22 protein-coding genes and 1 pseudogene are annotated in these 21,303 nt (G+C 41.3%); 1 reads left to right on the top strand and 22 read right to left on the bottom strand.

Annotated elements, in window-relative coordinates:
• Positions 1–102: 102 nt before the first annotated feature.
• The 21 genes and pseudogenes from ilvC to D8855_RS01250 all read right to left on the bottom strand — a co-directional run bounded on the left by ilvC (position 103) and on the right by D8855_RS01250 (position 19,654).
• Positions 103–1,125: a ketol-acid reductoisomerase gene (gene ilvC / locus D8855_RS01355; RefSeq protein WP_000290683.1), complete on the bottom strand. Its 1,023-nt coding sequence runs from the start codon at positions 1,123–1,125 to the stop codon at positions 103–105.
• 65 nt (positions 1,126–1,190) lie between these two features.
• Positions 1,191–1,667, bottom strand: a complete 477-nt coding sequence (gene ilvN / locus D8855_RS01350) for an acetolactate synthase small subunit (RefSeq protein WP_001253803.1) — start codon at positions 1,665–1,667, stop codon at positions 1,191–1,193.
• A complete protein-coding gene (locus D8855_RS01345) occupies positions 1,660–3,360 on the bottom strand; it encodes an acetolactate synthase large subunit (protein WP_125415580.1) in 1,701 nt (566 codons plus the stop codon). The genes ilvN and D8855_RS01345 overlap by 8 nt, the downstream gene beginning before the upstream one ends.
• 329 nt (positions 3,361–3,689) lie before the next feature.
• On the bottom strand, positions 3,690–5,771 hold the full coding sequence (fusA, locus tag D8855_RS01340; RefSeq protein ID WP_000090348.1) for an elongation factor G: 2,082 nt from the start codon (positions 5,769–5,771) through the stop codon (positions 3,690–3,692).
• Between the two features lie 394 nt (positions 5,772–6,165).
• A complete protein-coding gene (rpsG, locus tag D8855_RS01335) occupies positions 6,166–6,636 on the bottom strand; it encodes a 30S ribosomal protein S7 (protein ID WP_000087873.1) in 471 nt (156 codons plus the stop codon).
• Between the two features lie 19 nt (positions 6,637–6,655).
• Positions 6,656–7,069, bottom strand: coding sequence for a 30S ribosomal protein S12 (rpsL, locus tag D8855_RS01330; RefSeq protein WP_001142332.1), 414 nt, complete (start codon positions 7,067–7,069; stop codon positions 6,656–6,658).
• A 314-nt stretch (positions 7,070–7,383) separates the two neighbouring features.
• Positions 7,384–7,983: a response regulator transcription factor gene (locus D8855_RS01320; RefSeq protein ID WP_125415579.1), complete on the bottom strand. Its 600-nt coding sequence runs from the start codon at positions 7,981–7,983 to the stop codon at positions 7,384–7,386.
• Positions 7,984–9,081: a sensor histidine kinase gene (locus D8855_RS01315; protein WP_125415578.1), complete on the bottom strand. Its 1,098-nt coding sequence runs from the start codon at positions 9,079–9,081 to the stop codon at positions 7,984–7,986.
• Complete coding sequence (locus D8855_RS01310; RefSeq protein ID WP_125415577.1) at positions 9,081–9,818, bottom strand: ABC transporter permease; 738 nt, start codon at positions 9,816–9,818, stop codon at positions 9,081–9,083. Before D8855_RS01310 ends, D8855_RS01315 begins: the two co-directional genes overlap by 1 nt.
• 1 nt (position 9,819) lies before the next feature.
• Entirely contained in the window at positions 9,820–10,704 is an 885-nt protein-coding gene (locus D8855_RS01305; protein WP_125415576.1) for an ABC transporter ATP-binding protein, read from the bottom strand.
• The gene (locus D8855_RS01300; RefSeq protein WP_125415575.1) at positions 10,691–10,885 is read right to left on the bottom strand and encodes a hypothetical protein; all 195 of its coding nucleotides are present in this window, start codon (positions 10,883–10,885) and stop codon (positions 10,691–10,693) included. The genes D8855_RS01305 and D8855_RS01300 overlap by 14 nt, the downstream gene beginning before the upstream one ends.
• Positions 10,882–11,088, bottom strand: a pseudogene (locus D8855_RS01295) (hypothetical protein). The gene D8855_RS01300 and the pseudogene D8855_RS01295 overlap by 4 nt, the downstream one beginning before the upstream one ends.
• Positions 11,089–11,212: 124 nt before the next feature.
• Positions 11,213–12,880: a DAK2 domain-containing protein gene (locus D8855_RS01290; protein WP_000036655.1), complete on the bottom strand. Its 1,668-nt coding sequence runs from the start codon at positions 12,878–12,880 to the stop codon at positions 11,213–11,215.
• Between the two features lie 2 nt (positions 12,881–12,882).
• Entirely contained in the window at positions 12,883–13,248 is a 366-nt protein-coding gene (locus tag D8855_RS01285) for an Asp23/Gls24 family envelope stress response protein (RefSeq protein WP_000216437.1), read from the bottom strand.
• Between the two features lie 155 nt (positions 13,249–13,403).
• On the bottom strand, positions 13,404–13,592 hold the full coding sequence (rpmB, locus tag D8855_RS01280; protein WP_001140948.1) for a 50S ribosomal protein L28: 189 nt from the start codon (positions 13,590–13,592) through the stop codon (positions 13,404–13,406).
• Positions 13,593–13,698: 106 nt separating this feature from the next.
• On the bottom strand, positions 13,699–14,373 hold the full coding sequence (locus D8855_RS01275; protein ID WP_125415574.1) for a LiaF transmembrane domain-containing protein: 675 nt from the start codon (positions 14,371–14,373) through the stop codon (positions 13,699–13,701).
• Positions 14,374–14,377: 4 nt separating this feature from the next.
• A complete protein-coding gene (locus D8855_RS01270; RefSeq protein ID WP_125415573.1) occupies positions 14,378–14,824 on the bottom strand; it encodes a LytTR family DNA-binding domain-containing protein in 447 nt (148 codons plus the stop codon).
• Between the two features lie 113 nt (positions 14,825–14,937).
• A complete protein-coding gene (locus tag D8855_RS01265; RefSeq protein WP_185757547.1) occupies positions 14,938–15,441 on the bottom strand; it encodes a phosphatase PAP2 family protein in 504 nt (167 codons plus the stop codon).
• A 248-nt stretch (positions 15,442–15,689) separates the two neighbouring features.
• A complete protein-coding gene (locus D8855_RS01260; RefSeq protein WP_125415571.1) occupies positions 15,690–17,450 on the bottom strand; it encodes an ABC transporter ATP-binding protein in 1,761 nt (586 codons plus the stop codon).
• Positions 17,440–19,209 (bottom strand): ABC transporter ATP-binding protein, encoded by a 1,770-nt coding sequence (locus D8855_RS01255; RefSeq protein WP_125415570.1) that lies wholly within the window; start codon positions 19,207–19,209, stop codon positions 17,440–17,442. The genes D8855_RS01260 and D8855_RS01255 overlap by 11 nt, the downstream gene beginning before the upstream one ends.
• Complete coding sequence (locus D8855_RS01250) at positions 19,184–19,654, bottom strand: MarR family winged helix-turn-helix transcriptional regulator (protein WP_049510943.1); 471 nt, start codon at positions 19,652–19,654, stop codon at positions 19,184–19,186. The genes D8855_RS01255 and D8855_RS01250 overlap by 26 nt, the downstream gene beginning before the upstream one ends.
• A gap of 214 nt (positions 19,655–19,868) precedes the next feature.
• On the opposite strand from D8855_RS01250, the gene D8855_RS01245 reads away from it, so the two are divergent.
• Positions 19,869–20,510: a DUF308 domain-containing protein gene (locus tag D8855_RS01245; RefSeq protein ID WP_080977851.1), complete on the top strand. Its 642-nt coding sequence runs from the start codon at positions 19,869–19,871 to the stop codon at positions 20,508–20,510.
• 55 nt (positions 20,511–20,565) lie between these two features.
• On the opposite strand, the gene D8855_RS01240 is transcribed toward D8855_RS01245, so the two are convergent.
• Positions 20,566–21,282, bottom strand: a complete 717-nt coding sequence (locus D8855_RS01240) for a YebC/PmpR family DNA-binding transcriptional regulator (protein WP_000532879.1) — start codon at positions 21,280–21,282, stop codon at positions 20,566–20,568.
• Between the last annotated feature and the right edge of the window lie 21 nt (positions 21,283–21,303).

Below are 21,303 nucleotides of genomic sequence, written 5' to 3'. Positions count from 1 at the left end.
CTATTTCATACTTATCTCAATCCATCTTCTTAAAAGAAAGCTGAATTGATTATAAAAGCGAGTTAGGTCCCCCCAACTCGCCTTCACCTTAATTTCTATCAATTAGTTGTAGATTTTGAATGCATCATCGTCGTTTTTACCAACGAATGGCATTGCTTTACGCAATTCTGCACCAACTTTTTCAATTTCAAGGTTAGCTGCTTGTTCACGGTAAGCAGTCAATTTTGGACGTCCAGCTTTATAGTCATTTACAAAGTCGTTTGCAAATTTACCATTTTGGATGTCTGCCAAGACAGCTTTCATGTTTTCTTTAACTTGCTCAGTAATCACACGTGGACCTGATACATAGTCACCGTACTCAGCAGTGTTTGAAATAGATTGACGCATTTTCTTGAAGCCACCTTCGTAAATCAAGTCAACAATCAATTTCATTTCGTGAAGAACTTCAAAGTAAGCCAATTCTGGAGCGTAACCTGCTTCTGTCAAGACTTCGAAACCTGCTTCGATAAGGGCAGTCAAACCACCACAAAGTACAGCTTGTTCACCAAACAAATCTTCTTCAGTTTCTTCTTTATAAGTTGTTTCAAGAAGACCTACACGAGCTGCCCCAACACCTTTACACCAGTCCATAGCAATGTTTTTAGCATTTCCTGTTGCATCTTGATAAACTGCGTAAAGAGCTGGCACACCAAATCCTTCTTCATAAGTACGGCGTACCAAGTGTCCTGGTCCTTTAGGAGCACACATGAAGACATCTACATCTGCAGGAACTTTGATAAATTCAAAGTGAATGTTGAAACCATGGGCAAATCCAACTGCATTTCCAGCTTCCAAGTTTGGAGCGATTTCTGCTTCGTACAATTCTTGTTGGATTTCGTCTGGTGCCAAAATCATGATAACATCAGCCAATTTAGTTGCTTCTGCTACTGTGTAAGTGTCAAATCCATCTTCTTTTGCTTTGTCAAAAGATTTACCTGGACGTACACCGATGATGACATCGCGACCAGAATCACGCAAGTTTTGAGCATGCGCATGTCCTTGCGAACCATAACCAATAACGGCGATTTTTTTACCGTCAAGTGCTGCTACTTTAACATCTTTTTCATATTCCATTTGAACTGCCATAGTTTTTCTCTCTTTTCTATTATTTATTGCCTTTTAGGCTGGTTTAACAAATTTAAGTTAGATTTTTAATCGCGGGTAAATCCAGTTGCACCAGTTCGAGCAATATTGCGAATACCGTATGGTCGAATGACTCGCAATAAAGCTTCACTCTTTTCAGCATTTCCTGTCATCTGAATGGTAATCGAGCTTGGTGCTACGTCTACCACTGTTGCGCGGAAAGGTTGAATAATCGCTAGAATCTCAGCACGCTTCTCTGCTGGTGCTGACATCTTAACCAAAATTACCTCGCGCTCCAAATGAGGCTTGTCTGTAATATCTCGAATGCGAATCACATCAATCTGACGATTGAGCTGCTTGATGATTTGCTCCACCTCATCGTGAGAAGCAACATCAATAATAATGGTGATACGCGATACATTCGGATCTTCTGTTGCTCCAACAGAGATACTTTCGATATTAACCTGACGACGAGACAGGACACCGGTAAAGCGATTGAGGACTCCTGAACGATTTTGTAGTTTTGCTGTTAACATTCTACGCATGGAACTTCACCCCCAACATCTCATGATTACTCTTACCAGCTGGTACCATTGGTAGCACCTGTTCCTTACGAGAAATATCCACCTCGATTAGCATAGGAACATCCTCAGTGATGACTTCAAGGTCTTGAGCCAAGGTCTCAGGATTGTCAAACTTATAGTTTTTAATACCATAAGCCTGTGCCATCAATTGGAAATCAGGAAGGGTATCAAAGACCGACTCAGACGTTCTACCTTCATAGAAGGATTCCTGCCACTGGCGAACCATTCCAAGTGAGTGGTTATTCAGCATAACCACCTTGATTGGCACCTTGTAAATGTTCAAAATAGCCAATTCCTGGTTAGTCATTTGGAAACCACCATCCCCAACGAACAAGACTACTTCCTTATCTGGGTTAGCAATTTTGGCACCAATTGCTGCTGGAATTCCGAATCCCATGGTTCCCAAACCGCCTGAAGTCACTAACTGACGCTCATTTTGGTAAGGATAATACTGGGCTGTCCACATTTGGTGTTGACCAACGTCTGTTACCACAATGGCATCCCCGTTCGTCAATTCACCAATTCGTTCAATAACGGCTTGCGGTTGAACCACACGCTCTTTCTTGTCATAAGAACGAACACGATTCTTGTCTTTAGTAACTTTCTCAATCCATTTCTCAGTATTGTTATGAACTGTCGGCTCAGCCAGCAACATTTGCAAGGCTTTCTTAGCATCTCCAACTACAGGAATATCTGCACTGATAATCTTACCAATCTCGGCTGGGTCAATATCAATGTGAGCAACCTTAGCATTCTTAGCAAAGGTCTTAGGATTCCCCGTCAAGCGGTCATCGAAACGACAACCAATACTAATCATAAAATCAGCTTCTGTCATGGCAATATTAGCTGCGAATGACCCATGCATGCCTCCCATTCCAAGGAAGAGTGGATGACTCGTTGCAATCGTTCCTTGTCCCAAAAGACTGGTTACTACTGGAATTTGATAGCGTTCTGCAAATTCATTTAGTTCTGCCGCAGCTTCAGCATAACTAATTCCACCACCAGCTAGCAAGACTGGCTTTTTAGCCTTGGATAATTGCTTCAAGATTTTCTTAATTTGCATATCATTTGGCTCAAGAGTTGGTTGATAGCTTGGTAGCTTCACTTCTGGTGAATAAATGAAGTCTGTTTCCAAAGCAGATACATCTTTTGGTAGGTCAATAACGACTGGGCCTGGTCGACCTGTAGTTGCAATATGAACAGCTTCCGTAATGATACGCGGAATATCAGCTGTCTCACGAACTTGGTAATTGTACTTAGTGATTGGCATGGTAATTCCCACGATGTCTGCCTCCTGAAAGGCATCCTTCCCAATTCCAGCTCGCGCCACCTGACCTGTAAAGACCAAAAGGGGAACGCTATCGCTCATAGCATCCGCAATTCCTGTAATGGCATTTGTTGCTCCTGGTCCGCTAGTGACGACAGCAACACCCAACTTTCCAGTTGATTTGGCATAACCTTCAGCTTCATGCAAACAACCTTGCTCATGGCGTCCTAGAATGTGGCGAATGCCTTTAAAATTATATATCGCATCATAAAAAGGCAAGACCGCACCACCAGGATAACCAAAGATGGTATCAATTCCTAAATCACGAAGTGTTTCCAAAACTAGGTCCGACCCCGTCTTAGGAGATTCTAAACTGATTTTCTCCATTGTTCCCCTTTCTCTTCACTTAAAAATAACTTGTTACTATCATACCATTTTTTCAAAATTTTTCAAGAGAAAAGAAGAAATTTTCTGAATTTTCTATTTTAACGTTTATTTATGAATATTATCCTTTTTTTATAATCTTTTAAAAGATAATTTATATTCTTTTCAACTTATTTCTATTTATAATTATATATTTCTTCCGCAAATTTCTTTAACTCATTTTTATATGAAATTTTTTTAAGTGCACTACACGTTTGCAGAGTTAATGAAATTTATCATAACTATACAAAAAAGGAAGCCATTAAGTGACTTCCTTCTAGAGCGAGGACTGATTAGTCTTCACCTTTGTTTTTCTTAATGATTTCTTCTTGTACTGACTTAGGTACATCTTCATAGTGGTCAAATACCATCATGAATGTACCACGTCCTTGAGATGCAGAACGAAGAACTGTTGCGTAACCGAACATTTCAGCAAGTGGAACGTAAGCACGAACGATTTGGCTGTTACCATGTGCTTCCATACCATCTACACGTCCACGACGAGCAGTTACGTGACCCATAACATCACCAAGGTTTTCTTCTGGAACAGTGATTGTTACAAGCATCATTGGCTCAAGGATAGCTGGTTGTGCTGATTTAGCAGCTTCTTTAAGAGCAAGTGAAGCCGCGATCTTGAAGGCAGTTTCAGATGAGTCGACATCGTGGTATGAACCATCGTAAAGCTTAGCTTTAACGTCAACCATTGGGTAACCTGCAAGAACACCGTTAGCCATAGATTCTACCAAACCTTTTTCAACCGCTGGGATAAATTCACGAGGAACCACACCACCGACGATTGCGTTTTCAAATTCGAATCCTTTACCTTCTTCGTTTGGAGTAAATTCAATCCATACATCACCGAATTGACCTTTACCACCAGACTGACGTTTGAAGAATCCACGTGCTTGAGTAGAAGCGCGGAATGTTTCACGGTAAGATACTTGAGGAGCACCTACGTTCGCTTCAACTTTGAACTCACGACGCATACGGTCAACAAGGACGTCAAGGTGAAGCTCACCCATACCAGAGATAACTGTTTCACCAGTTTCAACGTTTGTTTCAACGCGGAATGTTGGATCTTCTTCAGCCAATTTTTGAAGGGCAATACCCATCTTATCTTGGTCAGCTTTAGATTTTGGCTCAACCATCAATTGGATAACTGGTTCTGGAACGTTGATTGATTCAAGGATGATTTTAGCTTTTTCATCTGTCAATGAGTCACCAGTTGTAGTATCTTTCAAACCAACGGCAGCAGCGATATCACCTGAGTAAACAGTGTCAATTTCTTGACGGCTGTTAGCGTGCATTTGAAGGATACGTCCGATACGTTCACGTTTACCTTTAGAAGTGTTCAATACGTATGAACCTGATTGAAGAACACCTGAGTAAACACGGAAGAATGTCAAACGACCTACGAATGGGTCAGTCATGATCTTGAAGGCAAGAGCTGCAAATGGCTCTTCGTCAGATGCTGGACGAGTTTCTTCTTCGTCTGTATCTGGGTTAATACCTTTGATCGCTGGGATATCAAGTGGGCTTGGAAGGTAGTCAATAACCGCATCAAGCATCAATTGAACACCTTTGTTCTTGAAGGCAGAACCACACAATACTGGGAAGAATTCAACGTTGATAGTCGCTTTACGGATACCAGCTTTCAATTCTTCGTTAGTGATTTCTTCACCTTCGAGGTATTTCATCATCAATTCTTCGTCAGTTTCAGCGACTGCTTCGATCAATTTTTCACGGTATTCTTGAGCTTGGTCAAGGTATTCAGCTGGAATATCTTCTTCAAGGATATCTGTACCTAGGTCGTTAGTATAGATTTCAGCTTTCATCTTAATCAAGTCGATGATACCACGGAAGTCATCTTCAGAACCGATTGGCAATTGAATTGGGTGTGCATTTGCTTGAAGACGATCGTGAAGTGTGCTTACTGAGTAAAGGAAGTCAGCACCGATTTTATCCATTTTGTTAGCAAATACGATACGTGGAACTCCATACTCAGTTGCTTGACGCCAAACTGTTTCAGTTTGAGGCTCAACACCTGATTGTGAGTCAAGAACGGTAACCGCACCATCCAATACACGAAGAGAACGTTGTACTTCGATTGTGAAGTCCACGTGTCCTGGTGTGTCGATGATGTTTACGCGGTGGTTGTTCCATTGAGCTGTTGTCGCAGCAGATGTGATAGTGATACCACGCTCTTGCTCTTGCTCCATCCAGTCCATTTGTGACGCACCTTCGTGAGTTTCACCGATTTTGTGGATTTTACCAGTGTAGTAAAGAATACGCTCAGTAGTTGTTGTTTTACCAGCATCGACGTGAGCCATGATACCGATATTACGAGTTTTTTCAAGTGAAAATTCGCGTGCCATGAGGTTTGTTTCTCCTATTTATTTTTGATTTCTATTCTATTATAACACGATTTTAATAAAAACGGATAGGCAGGACCTACCCGTTCTCAATGTTTTCATGCTATTGTTGGTTTCAACTTGTAGATTTACAAGTTGAATTGAACTCGGGCTAAAGTTAGTTAGCCGATTTGAGCTGGAACGGGATGCTGTGTGAAAAAGATAAACTTCCTTGTATTCATCGAATACTGCGTCAGTTTCCTATTTTCACCTTACATCCTTACCGTTCCTAGCATCATGATATAGTTGAGCTCAAGCTAAAAGTCTGGAGAAAAAGATGAATCTCATTGGTTGCAATCGCAACCTGCTTTGATTCCCTATTTTTTCTGGGACTTTCTTAACGCTTTCGCATCCTATCTTACCAACGGAAGTGTGCGAATGCACGGTTAGCTTCAGCCATACGGTGAGTGTCTTCACGTTTCTTAACTGCTGCACCAGTGTTGTTAGCAGCATCCAAGATTTCTTTTGCAAGACGGTCTTGCATTGTGTGTTCACCACGAAGACGAGCGATTGTTACCAACCAACGAAGTCCAAGTGTTGTACGACGTTCTGGACGAACTTCAACTGGGACTTGGTAGTTAGAACCACCAACACGGCGTGCACGTACTTCAAGTACAGGCATGATGTTTTCCATAGCTGTTTCAAATACTTCAAGTGCATCGTTGCCAGTAGCTTCTTTGATTTGCTCAAAAGCACCATAAACGATTGAAGCAGCAGTACCACGTTTACCGTCAAGCATAACGCGGTTGATAAGACGAGTAACTAGTTGTGAATTGTAAAGCGGATCTGGCAATACGTCACGTTTTGGAGCTCTATTTTTACGACTCATTTCTCTTTATCCCCTTTCCTTATGCTTTTGGACGTTTAGTACCGTATTTAGAACGGCCTTGTTTACGATCGTTAACACCTGCAGTATCAAGTGCACCACGGACGATATGGTAACGTACCCCTGGAAGGTCTTTTACACGTCCACCACGAAGAAGCACCACGCTGTGCTCTTGCAAGTTGTGTCCGATACCTGGGATGTAGGCAGTAACTTCGATAAGGTTGCTCAAACGTACACGAGCAAATTTACGAAGGGCTGAGTTAGGTTTTTTAGGTGTCATTGTTCCAACACGAGTTGCAACACCACGTTTTTGTGGTGAAGAAACGTTTGTTTGAACTTTTTTATGACTGTTGTAACCAACGTTCAAAGCTGGTGATTTAGATTTTTCTACTTTTGATTTACGCGGTTTGCGAACCAATTGGTTAATTGTAGGCATCTACATTCTCCTGTGTTTTTTTATTTTTGGTGATGATACACTTGGTGACAGCTATCATCTGTGTGTACTTTTGCAACATTTGTCAGCACGTCCCTGTACACTCTTGAGAGACCAAAAGTAAAAAGTACCGTCTATTATTGTAACAAAATTTTCCCTTGGTTGTCAAGATATTTTTCTTTTTTTATTCTTAATTTTAGCTCTTTTGTAGTGCTCCCCCAAAAAAGAAAAAGGAGGAATCCCACCCTCCTAAAGTTAGTATTGTTCCATTCAATCCCATCAATTTTAACACATAATGTTCAAAAAATATTATATCATCACAACCAACCAGATTCTTTCGCGATATTAGCTGCCTCTGTTCGATTACCTGCATCTAGTTTCGAAAGAATATTGGTGACATAGTTTCGGACGGTTCCGTTTGATAAATAAAGTTGATCTGCAATTTCTTGATTGGATAAACCCTTAGCAATTCCCTCTAAAACAGCAATCTCTTGTTCTGTCAACGGATTGGGATGGGTCATCATGACTTCCATCAACTCTGGAGAATATTCCTTGCGTCCCTCTAACACCGTATGCAAGGTTTGCATGAGGTCTGCAATGTTTCTTTCTTTTAATACATAAGCATCTACTCCAGCCTTGACCGCACGTTCAAAATACCCAGGACGCTTGAAGGTCGTCACCACAACCACCTTTGTTTCTAGATTTTCTGCTCGTATCCACTCCAAGACTTCAAGACCTGTCTTAACAGGCATTTCTACGTCAAGGATGGCGATATCTACAGACTCCTTTTCTAATAGTTGAATTGCTTCTTGCCCATTTTTGGCTTGAAGGACAGACTCCACATCCGATTGAAGCGTGAGCAACTGGCACATAGCATCTCGCAACATACTTTGATCTTCTGCGACTAATACTTTCATCTAGTTTCTCTCCTTATAAGCTAGTCGAACCTGAACTTCTGTCGGTTGTTTTTGACTAATCACCTTTACCTCTCCCGAAAATGGAAGGACACGATCTCGAACTGTATGGAGGTCATCCCCCTTTATAGAAGTAAAGCCACAGCCATCATCTCTCACTGTTAGAATGAGTTCTTTCTCTGTCCGTTCTAATCTTAAGTAAGCTTTAGACGCTTTAGCATGTTTGATGATGTTGGTCACTAATTCAAGCAAAATCATGGAAGCCGTTGACTCCAATTCCTGAGTTAAGCTAGCTGTATCTAGTTGATTAGCTATTTCCACCTCAATCCCAGCAATTTCCAGCATCTTTTTGACAGTTTCAAGTTCTAATGTTAAAGTCCGTGATTTCAGATTTTCCACAATGGTTCTCACTTCATTCATGGAATCCTTGCTGAGCTGGTGAATTTCTTTTAATTCCTTTTCCACCTGTGGATAAGCCTGTATTTGAAATAACTGCAAGGCTAGATCAGTTTTAACACTCAGCATAGCAAAGGTATGTCCCAAACTATCATGCAAATCTTGACCGATACGATTGCGCTCATTTTCAGCAAGCAATAGATTTATCTGGGCATTTTGCTTAGCCTGTGCTTCTTTCAAATCCTCCACAATCCGAATCCGAATCAAACCAAAAGTCATTAAATCGATAAAAGTGATAATTCCAAGCAGATAGACTAGAAACTCAACTTCAACTTCCTGAAAAATCAAAAGTTGCCCCACAACAAGGAATTGAGCAAGGAGAAAAGTCCGGACATGTAAAGAATTAAAACTACGTACGCCGAAATGATAAATTAAGAGATTGGCAAGGAAAAAGAAGAACCAGATATAATTTACACCAACAAAGGCAGTATTCCCAGCTACATAGGCTAGCATAATCACCCAACAGAGCCAGGATAAACGCTGACTCTTGGTGGTTAAAACACCTAAGTAAGCCAAGACAAACAGAATGTCAATCAACAAATGCCAGCTAGGAAGCTCCCCAGTCACTACAGGCAGGATGGGGAAAATCATAAAAATTAAACTGGTCCAAAACATATAATGTATGCTTTTCAGTCTTTCAAGCATTAAGCATTCTCCTTATGACCTTGAAGGTAAATGGCCAAACCAAACAAAACTGCTGAAAAAACAAGTAGATAAACTGTGGCTGATAGATTGATGCCATCCTCATTTAAAAATGTCTTGAGCAATTCCATCAACTGATAAGTTGGTAGGCACTTCCCGATTGCTTGCATCCAGTCTGGAAATAAAGAGATGGGCATCCAGAGTCCACCTAAAACAGCCAAACCTAGATAGAGAAGATTGCCCACGACAGACATCAGCTGACTAGAAGGCAAGAGTGTCAAGGTCAAGCCAAGCGCTACAAAAGCTACACTTCCTACTATCAGCAAGAGCGCAGCCCCAATCCAGCTTCCTAAAGGCATATCCACACCTCTGACCAAGTGCCCAACTGAGAAAACAACCAGGATTGAGACCAGATAATCAACCATCATACTTGTTATCTTTGATAGATAATATTCTACCATATTTACCGGAGTATGGCGCAATGTTTTCTGCCAGTTGTTGATTTTATCTGTATGTAAAACAGCTGGGAATGAGAAGATAGCTGTCGACATCATGGAAAAGGCAGTCATAGAGATAAGGTAATCACGCATAAAATTCGCGGGTCCACCTGGTGTATCCTGGTAGATGCCAGAAAAGAATAGATAGAAGGCTGTCGGCATCCCTACTGATAATAAATAATAGACTGATTGCCGTTTGGTCAATAGAAATTCTATCTTATTTAATGCTAGCCACTGTTTCATCTTAGTCATCTCCCTTCTGCGTTTCTTCAAAGATTGTATCCAACAAACTACGATTATTAACTTCAATTTCTTGTATCCTACATCCTGCTTGAACTAACAGTTCCCAGAAAGCATTTGCCTCTCGTGTGACTACTTGCAAAGCATCTTGTTTTTGTGACCAGTTTTCAACCAAGTTAGACTGCTCAACGACTTCCTTGTATGCTAGAGGAAGGATAAAGTGCTTTTCAATCTCCTCACTGCGCATGGCTAGAGGTGTTGTATCGCGAATCAACTCTCCCTTATTCAAGACCAAGATTCGGTCCGCTGTATGCTCTACCTCTTCGATGTAATGGGACGAATAGAGAATGGTAACTCCCTTAGCTTTTAGTTCCTGAACAATTTCCCAAAAGCGTTGACGAGTTGAAGTATCCATGGCAGCAGTTGGTTCATCTAAAAAGACAAGTTTTGGTCGGCCAATCAAGGTCAAGGCAAAAGAGAAGAGACGCTTTTGCCCGCCTGACAATTTTTCTGCAAATTGCTCTTTTTGTTGCTTGTCAAACTGCAATAGTTGATCGATCTCCTGGTTGCTCAAGGGATTTGGATAAATACTTTGAAAGAAAGCAATCAACTCTTTGACCTTTAATTTCTGAACGATGACATTTTCTTGAGGCAGATAACCTCTAATATAATCTAACTGAGAACTCGTCACTGACAAGCCTTGGATGGATACTTGACCGCTTGTGACCAGTTTATCTCCAAGCAGACAGTCCAAGAGTGTGGTCTTTCCTGCTCCGTTTGGCCCAATCAAGGCGACGCATTCACCTTCAGCTACCTCAAAGGAAATATCCTTCAAAATAGCCTTGCCCTTGATGTTTTTATTTAGGCTTTCTACCTTAATCATGTTCATGATATTCTCCTTTCAGCCACTCCTTTCCCATAGGAAAGGCGATAAAAATCATAAATCCTAGTCCCCAGGCACCACGGATGAATTGGTGAAGGAAGGGTTGATCAAACCAACCTGTAAACATTTCTACCAACCATACCACTAGTGATACTCCAATAAAAAGATAGAGAAACGCTTTTTTCATTTTTCAAACTCCTTTTTCACATCTGATACTAATTTCAAACCTTCTCGGATAATCCAGGACATCATTCCAAATCCTGCAAATAGCTCCCAAGGAAAATGATAGAAATCTTAATCCAATCCTGAGAACATGAGATAAGTCATGACTCCTGCTACTACTAAACTCATTGCGACAATCATTTTATTCTTCATCTCTTCTTCCTCCATTTCATACTCCAATTATAGTCCTTTGAAGTTAGCGGAGATAGAAGCTTCTGTCATGAAGAGATATGACAAATGTCATAAAAAAAGAAAGTTGCAAAATCAACTTTCTTTTTAATCTATTAAATTTTTATTCCACACTAAATAGGTATGGGTAAACCGGTTGTTGGCCTTGGTGAATCTCTACTTCAACGTCTTCGAATTCTTCTGCGATTTCTTGGGCAATTTCATTAGCAAGTTCTTCGCTTCCGTCTTCACCGACATAGAAGGTTACGATTTCACTGTCTTCATCCAACATATGTTTCAATGTTTCTGTCAAGGTTTGGTGCATGTCAGGGTTTGACACGAGGATTTTCCCATCCACCATACCAAGATTATCGTTTTCATGGATTTCTAAGCCATCAATGGTTGTATCACGAACGGCTGTTGTGACGCTTCCACTAACGACATCGCTGAGGGCTGCAGTCATACGTTCTTGGTTTTCTTCGATAGACTTGCTTGGATCAAAGGCAAGAAGACTTGTCAAACCTTGAGGAAGAGTACGAGCCTCTACCACTACTGCTGGTTGCTCCAAAACTTCTGCTGCAGATTGAGCTGCCATGAAAATATTCTTGTTGTTTGGTAGGAAGATGATGTTACGAGCGTTGACCTGTTCAACAGCCTTGATAAAGTCTTCTGTTGAAGGGTTCATAGTTTGACCGCCTTCGATAACATAATCCACACCTTGAGAACGGAAGATATCTGCTAGACCTTTACCAGCCACTACAGCAATCAAAGCATACTCTTTTTCTTCAGCTGGTTTGCTAACTTGAGCAGCTTCTTTCTCAACCTGTGCTTCGTGTTGGTTACGCATATTGTCAACTTTTACCTTGACCAAGCTACCATATTTGAGACCTTCTTGCATAACAAGTCCTGGATCTTCTGTATGGACATGGACTTTGACAATTTCATCATCATTGACAACAAGGAGAGAATCCCCGAGTTCATTCAAGTAGTTACGGAATTCGTCGTAGTCAAAATCTTTGGCATAGGTTGGACCTTGCTTAAGAGCTACCATGATTTCAGTACAGTAACCAAAGGTGATGTCCTCAGTCGCTACGTGACCAGCTACAGACTTATGATGTTCAGCATTGATCATTTCACTCATGTTGGCCGGAGTCGCTACAAAGTCCTCAGATGCAATATATTCACCAGTAAGGGCTGAAAGGAAACCTTCATAGATGAAGACCAGTCCTTGACCACCTGAATCCACAACGCCAACTTCTTTCAATACTGGAAGCATGTCTGGTGTTTTAGCTAGAGCTGTTTTAGCACCTTCCAAGGCTGCGCGCATGACTTCAACAGCGTCATCTGTTTGCTCAGCTTTTTTCTTAGCACCGATAGCAGCTCCACGAGAAACTGTCAAAATCGTTCCTTCGACTGGTTTCATCACTGCCTTATAGGCAACTTCTACACCTGATTGGAAGGCAAGGGCCAAGTCTTGACCTGTTAACTCGTCTTTATCCTTGATGGCTTGTGAAAATCCACGGAAAAGCTGAGACGTAATAACACCTGAGTTTCCACGCGCACCCATCAAAAGACCTTTGGCAAGAATGCTCGCTACCTCGCCAACTGTAGAAGCTGGCTTGTCTGCAACTTCTTTAGCACCATTTTCAATGGTCATTCCCATATTTGTTCCAGTATCTCCATCTGGAACTGGAAAGACGTTTAATGAATTGACATATTCAGCTTGCTTATTCAAGCGAGTTGATGCAGCCTGCACCATTTCTTGAAATAAGCTAGTAGTAATTTTTGACACGGTTATTCTCCTACAACTTTGATATTTTGAATGTAGACATTTACAGTCTGAGCAGTAATTCCAAGTTGGTTTTCCAAACTAAAACGAACACGCTCTTGAATGTTTTTTGACACTTCGCTAATCTTTGTTCCGTAGCTCAACACGGTATATACATCAACTGCAATGCTGCCATCTTCGGCTGCCTTTACGACCACACCTTTAGAGTAATTTTCCTTACCTAGAAGGGCTTGGAAATTATCTTTGAGGGCATTTTTACTAGCCATACCGACCACACCAAAAATCTCAGTTGCTGCTCCACCTACGACGGTTGCAATCACTTCATCTGTTAGTTCGATTTGACCATCTTTTGTATTAATTTTTACAGTCATCCTTTTTACCTCAACTAGTTGATACTCTATTTTATCATATTTCAGCCCAAGTGTAAAAGCAGAATACTGTATCAGCGGATATTTACTCTATTTTTCAAATGATTTTATATCTACAGTAAAAGAAAAAAGACCCTAAGGTCTCCTTACTTTTATTATTAAACGCGTTCAACTTTACCTGATTTCAAAGCACGAGCTGAAGCCCAAACTTTTTTAGGTTTACCATCGATAAGAACAGTAACTTTTTGAAGGTTTGGTTTTACGGCACGTTTTGTTTGGTTCATCGCGTGTGAACGGTTGTTTCCTGATACAGTCTTACGACCTGTAAAGTAACATACTTTAGCCATTTGTGTTTTCCTCCTATTAGATCTAATATAGCGGATGTGCTAGCACCACATACTGTACTATGTTATCACACTTTCTCTGTTTTGGCAAGGGGATTGGAAGATTTTTTTATTTGACGTAGACAACACCAAGTTTACCAAAAGCCACTTCCCCGCGAATAATCAAGGTTTTGCTTGTTGGCGCTACAGGAGCATCTGCCTTGGCTGCACCAAAGGATGTTTCTACTTTCAAATCTACACGCCAGTGTTGTGGAACATAGACGGTTGCATTTCCGAAAGCAACTTCGATATTTAAAGTTGCAAAATCACCTAACATATCTGCATTGTCATAGTAGATTTTTGCATTTCCAAAAGCAACTTCTACTTGGTCTTCTACAAGATCTTGATCTTGTTTATAGAAAGTCCCACTTCCAAAAGCGACTTCCTTGTCTGTCAGAATGGTCTTTTCACCGTCATACCACCATTTTTTCCCGTTCCAAAACTTACTTGAGTGAGTGAGATAGCCAACACCTAGCACTGCTAAGATACTAGCCCAAAATAGAGACTGATTTGGGATAGGTAAAATGTTATAAAAATGATTTGCAATCATTACTGCTACTAGAGCTGTAAAAACTGCTGATGTCAGGTGACGACGAAGCAAAGATTCAACTGACTGGTAGGCAAAAAAGACGATACCAAGTAAAGGCCATATTTTACCATCCAAAGAAGGAATACCAAAATTTCCTTGTAACAAAATCCATGCTGCTAAAACCAGCAACACAATACCAAATGCTTTCTTTTTCATGTTCTTACCTCATGTTTCTTAGATTTTCTTTTAGGAGGGATTGGTAATGTCGTGAGACATGAACCTCCTTGTGGGTCTGGTAAAAGGAAATGGTGCCTGTTCCTGAAAAGGACTTGTCCACCGAATAAACCTGACGGATATTTGCGATAGTTGACTTGGATACTCGACTAAAATAGCGAGGAAGGATAGACTCTAACTCATAGAGTTTAAGTCGAACCTCGTAGGCATCTTTCTGGGTATGGGCGTAAATCTTGCTACCTTCCGTCTCAAAGAAGAGAATTTCCGATAAGTCCAGATAATATTCACCTGTTCCCTTGTAAAAAATCAACCGAGGAGACTTGGACTCTTGCAAGAGGCGCTGTAAATCCGCAATCTCATCTGTCAAAGCCGTTGCCTTGATGATAATTTCAGTTTCCTCTATATTGCTGTCAATTTCGATTCGTAACTTCATTCCATCTCCTTTCTGACTCTACTATATCAAAGCTAAAATAAGAAAACAAGAGCAAAAAAGCAAGTGGTTACTTTAGACCCGTAAGTGGTTCTAGGACCACCTTAAGTTACAGGTCAACATAGAAAGAAAATCACACCCCACACAAGAGCACACATATAGCCAACCACTACATCCTTGGGATAATGCACTCCCCCTAATACTCTCACTAGACCGAGAAAGGCTGACAAAACCAACAAGATAACCCCTACAGATAAACTAGCATGAAAGCAAGCCATGGATATAATGGTTGCTGAAAAGACATGACGACTGGGCATAGACTGACCAGGACTATCTCTGTCTAGTAGCGGGACAATTTCCCAAACTTCATAAGGCCTAGGGGCATTGATTTTCTTACGAAGAAAGGACAAAATCACAAAACCTGATGCAGGGATAAACACATACATCAAGACTTGTTTCCCAAATCCTTCTCGGAAATAGATAGTAGTTAACAAGGTCAGATAGACTATAGGCACAACTACTGTCATGAAGCGATTAAAAGTTCTTAACAAGCTCAGAAGAAAGGGCTTATTTTTAATGTTAGCAGCAATGTGGGCATACCATTCTTGATAATTTTTCATATATTTTCTCATTACTTACTCAAATTTTATACTCAATGAAAATCAGAGAGCAAACTAGGAAGCTAGCTGCAGACTGCTCAAAGCACTGCTTTGAGATTGTAAATAAGACTGACGGAGTCAATAACATATACCTACAGCAAGGCGAAGCTGCCGCGGTTTAAAGAGATTTTCGAAGAGTATTGCTTGCAGGGAAGCACTTGTCTTCTAGTATAGTGCAGAAAAAGAAGGCCGTCAAGCCTTCTTTTGGTTTATTCTTCTGCTTGGTCTTCTGTAAATTGACTGTTATACAAATCAGCATAGAAGCCAGCTTGCGCCATTAGCTCATCATGATTTCCTTGCTCGATGATATTTCCATCTTTCATGACAAGAATCAAGTCAGCATTTCGGATAGTAGACAAGCGGTGGGCGATGACAAAGGAAGTTCTGCCTTCCATCAAACGATCCATGGCTTTCTGGATTAATTCTTCCGTCCGAGTATCAACCGAAGAGGTCGCCTCATCTAAAATCAAGAGCGGCGCATCTTTCAGCAAAGCACGAGCAATGGTCAAGAGTTGTTTTTGCCCGACAGACAAGGTCACTGTATCATCCAAGACGGTATCGTAACCATCTGGTAGGGTCATGATAAAGTGGTGAATCCCCACAGCCTTGCTGGCTTCAATCACACGCTCATCACTAATACCTGTTTGGTTATAGATGAGATTGTCGCGAATGGTCCCTTCAAAGAGCCAAGTGTCCTGCAAGACCATTGAAAAGGCATCATGTACTTCCGAACGCTTCATTTCCTTGGTATCCACGCCATCGATGCGGATACTTCCTTTATCAATCTCATAAAACTTCATCAAAAGATTGACAATGGTTGTCTTCCCAGCTCCGGTCGGTCCGACAATGGCAACCTTTTGACCTGCATGAGCCGTCGCAGAAAAGTCATGGATAATAGTTCGCTCTGGTGTGTAACCAAAGGAGACTCGTTCAAAGACTACTTGACCTTTCATATCGCTCAATTGTCTTTCTTTATGGGATTCATCTTCCATTTCCTCTTCACCTAAGAATTCGAAGACACGCCCCATGGCTGCGCTAGCCTGTTGCAGACTAGTAATCCCTTGGGCGATTTGTGAAAGAGGCTGAGAAAAGATACGAACGTAGGCCATAAAGGCAACGATAATCCCGATGCTAATCTGCCCATTCAAGGTCAAGGCTGCACCAACGATAATCACCAAGGCATAGCTAAAGTTACCAATAAACATCATAATCGGCATCATAATCCCTGAAATAAATTGAGATTTCCAGATACTATCATACAGACGATTGTTTAATTTCGCAAACTCTTCTTTCGTGCTCTCGATAGCATTATAACTGGTCACCACATTATGGCCAGAGTACATTTCCTCCACATAGCCATTGACAGCCGCCAAATCCTGTTGCTGACTCTTAAAGAATCCCTGCGATTTGCCCATAAAAACGGACACGAAAGCAAAACCGATTAGAGTTGAAACAACCGTCACCAAGGCTAAAATCCAGTTCATCCCAAACATGGTTACCAAGACGGCCACGACCAGTAAAGTGGATGAAAGAACTGTTCCCAGACTTTGATTGAGGGACTGGGCTGCAGTGTCAACGTCATTGGTTACACGAGACAAGGTATCTCCTTGAGAATGTCCATCAAAATACCCCAATGGAAGACGATTAATTTTCTCTGCAATCGCTGTTCTCAAACGCTCTGAAAAACGTTGTATGGCTGTTGTAAACAGAAAGGCTTGCAAATAATTTGATAGAAGCCCAATCACATAGATGACGGCCAAAAAACTACCAATAGCTGCAACCGCCGCGACATCCACACTTGTTTCCAAACCACTGGCAATAATATTAGTCATTTCCTTGATGCGGGTTGGACCATAAACAGTAATGATATTGGATAAGATTGTTGCTAGAAAGGCTATAAGAAGGGCAAACTGGAGACCTGCAAGATAGGGTTTACTCTGTTTCCAAAGAGACATTTTCTTATTTTCCATGTTCCAATTCCTCCTTCGATAGTTGTGAATAGGCAATTTCTTGGTAAACTTCGTTATTAGCTAGAAGTTCCTTGTGGGTGCCTTGTCCCACTACTTTTCCTTGATCCAAGACCAAAATCAAATCTGCATCCATAATCGTTGAAATACGCTGTGCTACGATGAGCTTGGTCATAGACTTTGTTTTCTCTGCTAGCTCTTGGCGTAGGACACGGTCTGTCTTGTAATCCAAGGCTGAGAAGGAGTCATCAAAGATGAGGATTTCTGGTTTCCGAGCCAAGGCACGCGCAATGGCCAGACGCTGTCTTTGTCCACCTGAGAAGTTGGTTCCTCCTTGGGCCACTTCTGACTCTAAGCCCGCTTCCTTGTCTTCGATAAAGTTCTTAGACTGGGCCAATTCCAAGGCTTGCCACATAGCTTGTTCATTAAGCGGTGTTTCTTGACTCTGTCCAAAGTCTAAATTACCCTTGACATCCCCTGAAAAGAGAACCGCTTTCTGAGGAATATAACCAACCTTGTTGCGCAAATCTTCTAAGGCACAGCCTTGAACATTGACACCGTCCACCAGAATTTCTCCTTCTGACACATCGTAGAATCGTGGAATCAGATTGACCAGAGTTGATTTACCAGAACCTGTCGACCCAATAAAGGCCACTGTTTGACCAGCTTCTGCTCTAAAGCTAACATGCTCGATAACCGCCTCCGAATTTGCCGCATAGCGGAAGGTCACATCCTTATATTCGACCTGACCTTTGAGATTTTCATCAGCCAGCTGCACTTGAGCAGGGTTTTGGATAGAAGAATGCAAATCTAGAACCTGATTAATCCGCTTGGCAGAGACCATAGTTCGGGGAAGAACGATAAAGAGCGCCCCCATGAGAAGGAAGCCCATAACAACCTGCATGGCATAAGACATGAAAACAACCATGTCACTAAAGAGAGGCAGACGCGCTGTCGGAGCAGCATCGTTAATCACATAGGCACCAATCCAGTAAATCGCCACACTCAAACCACTTGAAATCCCCATCATGATGGGATTCAAAATGGCCATGAGACGATTGACAAACAAATTCAAGCGTGTCAGTTCATCATTTGCTGCTGCAAATTTTTCATCTTGGTACTTTTCAGCATTGTAGGCACGAACAACGCGAATACCTGTTAAACTCTCGCGAGTGATACTGTTCAGTTTATCAGTCAGACTTTGAATCAAGGACTGTTTTGGAAAGGCTAGTGTCATCAAAACGGTCGTCATCAAAACGTTGACAATCACTGCCACAAGTACAGCCCAGAGCCAGTATTCTGAATGACCTAAAATCTTCCCGATAGCCCAGATAGCCATAATTGGACCACGCGTAACCACTTGCAAGCCCATGGTGATCAGCATCTGAACTTGAGTAATATCATTAGTGGTACGAGTTAGGAGACTGGGAATAGAGAATTTCTTAATCTCTGTCTGTGAGTAGTCTAAAACTCGGTTAAAAATATCACTTCTCAGCCTACTAGTGTAAGAAGCAGCCACTCTGGATGCAAAAAATCCAACTGCGACTGCGGATAAGAAGGCTAGAAAGGACATGCCCACCATCATACCTGCTGGTTGCCATAACTCATCCAAATTGGTAGCCTGAGTTCCCAGTAAATCCGTGATTTTAGAGATATAGGTCGGCACTTCCAACTCTAGATAAACCGAAAAGCAGGTAAAGAGAATGGCTAGTAAAATCATCCCCCATTCTTTTCTACTAATTCGTTTTGCTAATTTCTTCATTATCTCCTCCTATTCTCTTGATATTTTCCTGTAATTGATTGAGGACTTTCTCAAAAATCAGTAATTCGCCTTCATCTACGTCTGCCAACAACTGCTTGTCTATGCGTTTAAAAAAGGCCTTAAATTCTTGCATTTGAGAACGCGATTTTTCCGTCAGACGAACAAACTTAGCCCGCTTATCGCTAGAACTCGCCTCCAATTCTACCAGACCATTTTGCACCATACGCTTGACCAAGTTACTAGCAACAGACTTGCTAATATTGAGTTCCTTCTCAATATCTTTAATCAAGACCAAGTCTTGGTTTTCCTCACGGATATCCAAAAAACGTACAACCTGACCTTGCGGTCCACCCATAAATTCAATACCACAACGTTTTGCTTCCCTTTGTACCATCAGATGAATCTGATGACTAAAACGCTTAAAGACCAACATCGGTTTATCCATAATTGCTCCTTTCTAACCCTTGTATTTAGTTCTCCTAGGAACTAAATAAGTTTTCATGAGAACTATTTTACCATTTTCAGAAAAGATGTCAAGAAAAAAGTTTTCATGAGAACTATCTTAGTTTAAATTGACATTAGGCAATATCTTTTATATAATAAGCGCTAACTACTGTGGATAGAAATCCATTCACTCAATGAAGGGAGAAAACTTTCAAATGAAACCAGAAGAAGAAAGAGTTTTAGGAATCTTAGCAACCATTTTTGGAGCCATCGCACTTTTAGGATCCTGGATCCCGTTTATTAACTATCTATCGTTGTTCATCGCCATCGTCGCATTTATCTTGGGGATTATTGGCCTTATCGTCAACCTCAAAAAACGGAAAACAATGGCTATTATCGGAACATCCCTGGCAGTTGCCTCTGTTGTACTTTTCTTTACGACTCAGGCACTATACGCTGATGTCTACAAAGAGTATGCCAAGGAGTTTAACCGTTCCTACATGGATACGAGTGCCTCAATGGAACGCGAAGAAAAAAGCGGCTTGACAGACGATACCTTCGCATGGACACAAGAACAGTTCGATGCCTTAATCGAAGGTGACCCTGACAACAAAGGAAAAGGTGGTACCACCTACGAGGATATTATCAACAAACACGGAAAGCCAGATTCCGATTTTGACTTCACTCTTGGGGATTACAATACGAAAAAAATCACCTATATCTCTATTGGAGACAAGACTAAGACTGTTACCTTAACTTTTGCAAAAGATGACAATGGACAGCTCTTGCTCGTCCAAAAACATGCAGTCGGTCTAGGTCTAGAAAAAAGCAAGCAACAAAACGATTCTGAAACCTGAGTCTAAGTTCAAATATCAAAAAAACGAACAGCTATTAAAACTGTTCGTTTTTCTATTAGAATCCATCTACGTTTGTGTAGATCTTTTGTACGTCTTCGTCGTCTTCAAGAACGCTGTAAAGTTTTTCAAAAGTTTCAAGGTCATCCCCTGACAATTCCACTTCTGACTGAGGAATCATTTCCAATTCAGTAACTTGGAATTCTTCGACACCTGACTCACGAAGGGCAACGATAGCCTTGTGAAGGTCAGTTGGAGCTGTGTAAACTGTGATTGTACCTTCTTCTGCTTCTACATCATCCACATCCACATCTGCTTCTAGCAATTGCTCAAAGACTGCATCCGCATCTTCACCTGCAAATACAATAACACCCTTGTTATCGAAGAGGTATGAAACCGAACCTGAAGCACCCATGTTTCCGCCGTTTTTACCAAAGGCTGCACGGACATTAGCCGCTGTACGGTTGACATTTGAAGTCAAAGTATCAACAATCAGCATAGAACCATTTGGTCCAAAACCTTCGTAACGTCCTTCTGTAAAGGTTTCATCTGTGTTCCCTTTTGCTTTATCAATCGCTTTATCAATAACGTGTTTTGGCACTTGCGCTTGTTTAGCACGGTCGATAACGAATTTCAAGGCTGAGTTTGATTCTGGATCTGGATCACCTTTTTTAGCTGCTACATAGATTTCTACACCAAATTTTGCATATACTTTAGAGTTAGCTCCATCTTTAGCCGTTTTCTTGGCTACGATATTGGCCCATTTACGTCCCATTAGGAATCTCCTTTTTTCACA

The organism is Streptococcus mitis, assembly GCF_003942685.1.
Lineage (GTDB): Bacteria > Bacillota > Bacilli > Lactobacillales > Streptococcaceae > Streptococcus > Streptococcus mitis_CD.
The sequence above is the reverse complement of the archived record's forward strand: the minus strand, read 5'-3'. Positions and strand labels throughout refer to the sequence as shown.

Excerpts from the sequence above, each read along its gene's own strand:
- ilvC (WP_000290683.1), bottom strand. The coding sequence starts at position 1,125 with ATGGCAGTTCAAATGGAATATGAAAAAGATGTTAAAGTAGCAGCACTT.
- ilvN (WP_001253803.1), bottom strand. The coding sequence starts at position 1,667 with ATGCGTAGAATGTTAACAGCAAAACTACAAAATCGTTCAGGAGTCCTC.
- D8855_RS01345 (WP_125415580.1), bottom strand. The coding sequence starts at position 3,360 with ATGGAGAAAATCAGTTTAGAATCTCCTAAGACGGGGTCGGACCTAGTT.
- fusA (WP_000090348.1), bottom strand. The coding sequence starts at position 5,771 with ATGGCACGCGAATTTTCACTTGAAAAAACTCGTAATATCGGTATCATG.
- rpsG (WP_000087873.1), bottom strand. The coding sequence starts at position 6,636 with ATGAGTCGTAAAAATAGAGCTCCAAAACGTGACGTATTGCCAGATCCG.
- rpsL (WP_001142332.1), bottom strand. The coding sequence starts at position 7,069 with ATGCCTACAATTAACCAATTGGTTCGCAAACCGCGTAAATCAAAAGTA.
- D8855_RS01320 (WP_125415579.1), bottom strand. The coding sequence starts at position 7,983 with ATGAAAGTATTAGTCGCAGAAGATCAAAGTATGTTGCGAGATGCTATG.
- D8855_RS01315 (WP_125415578.1), bottom strand. The coding sequence starts at position 9,081 with ATGCTTGAAAGACTGAAAAGCATACATTATATGTTTTGGACCAGTTTA.
- D8855_RS01310 (WP_125415577.1), bottom strand. The coding sequence starts at position 9,818 with ATGAAACAGTGGCTAGCATTAAATAAGATAGAATTTCTATTGACCAAA.
- D8855_RS01305 (WP_125415576.1), bottom strand. The coding sequence starts at position 10,704 with ATGAACATGATTAAGGTAGAAAGCCTAAATAAAAACATCAAGGGCAAG.
- D8855_RS01300 (WP_125415575.1), bottom strand. The coding sequence starts at position 10,885 with ATGAAAAAAGCGTTTCTCTATCTTTTTATTGGAGTATCACTAGTGGTA.
- D8855_RS01285 (WP_000216437.1), bottom strand. The coding sequence starts at position 13,248 with ATGACTGTAAAAATTAATACAAAAGATGGTCAAATCGAACTAACAGAT.
- rpmB (WP_001140948.1), bottom strand. The coding sequence starts at position 13,592 with ATGGCTAAAGTATGTTACTTTACAGGTCGTAAGACTGTATCAGGAAAC.
- D8855_RS01275 (WP_125415574.1), bottom strand. The coding sequence starts at position 14,373 with ATGAAAAAGAAAGCATTTGGTATTGTGTTGCTGGTTTTAGCAGCATGG.
- D8855_RS01270 (WP_125415573.1), bottom strand. The coding sequence starts at position 14,824 with ATGAAGTTACGAATCGAAATTGACAGCAATATAGAGGAAACTGAAATT.
- D8855_RS01265 (WP_185757547.1), bottom strand. The coding sequence starts at position 15,441 with ATGAAAAATTATCAAGAATGGTATGCCCACATTGCTGCTAACATTAAA.
- D8855_RS01260 (WP_125415571.1), bottom strand. The coding sequence starts at position 17,450 with ATGGAAAATAAGAAAATGTCTCTTTGGAAACAGAGTAAACCCTATCTT.
- D8855_RS01255 (WP_125415570.1), bottom strand. The coding sequence starts at position 19,209 with ATGAAGAAATTAGCAAAACGAATTAGTAGAAAAGAATGGGGGATGATT.
- D8855_RS01250 (WP_049510943.1), bottom strand. The coding sequence starts at position 19,654 with ATGGATAAACCGATGTTGGTCTTTAAGCGTTTTAGTCATCAGATTCAT.
- D8855_RS01245 (WP_080977851.1), top strand. The coding sequence starts at position 19,869 with ATGAAACCAGAAGAAGAAAGAGTTTTAGGAATCTTAGCAACCATTTTT.
- D8855_RS01240 (WP_000532879.1), bottom strand. The coding sequence starts at position 21,282 with ATGGGACGTAAATGGGCCAATATCGTAGCCAAGAAAACGGCTAAAGAT.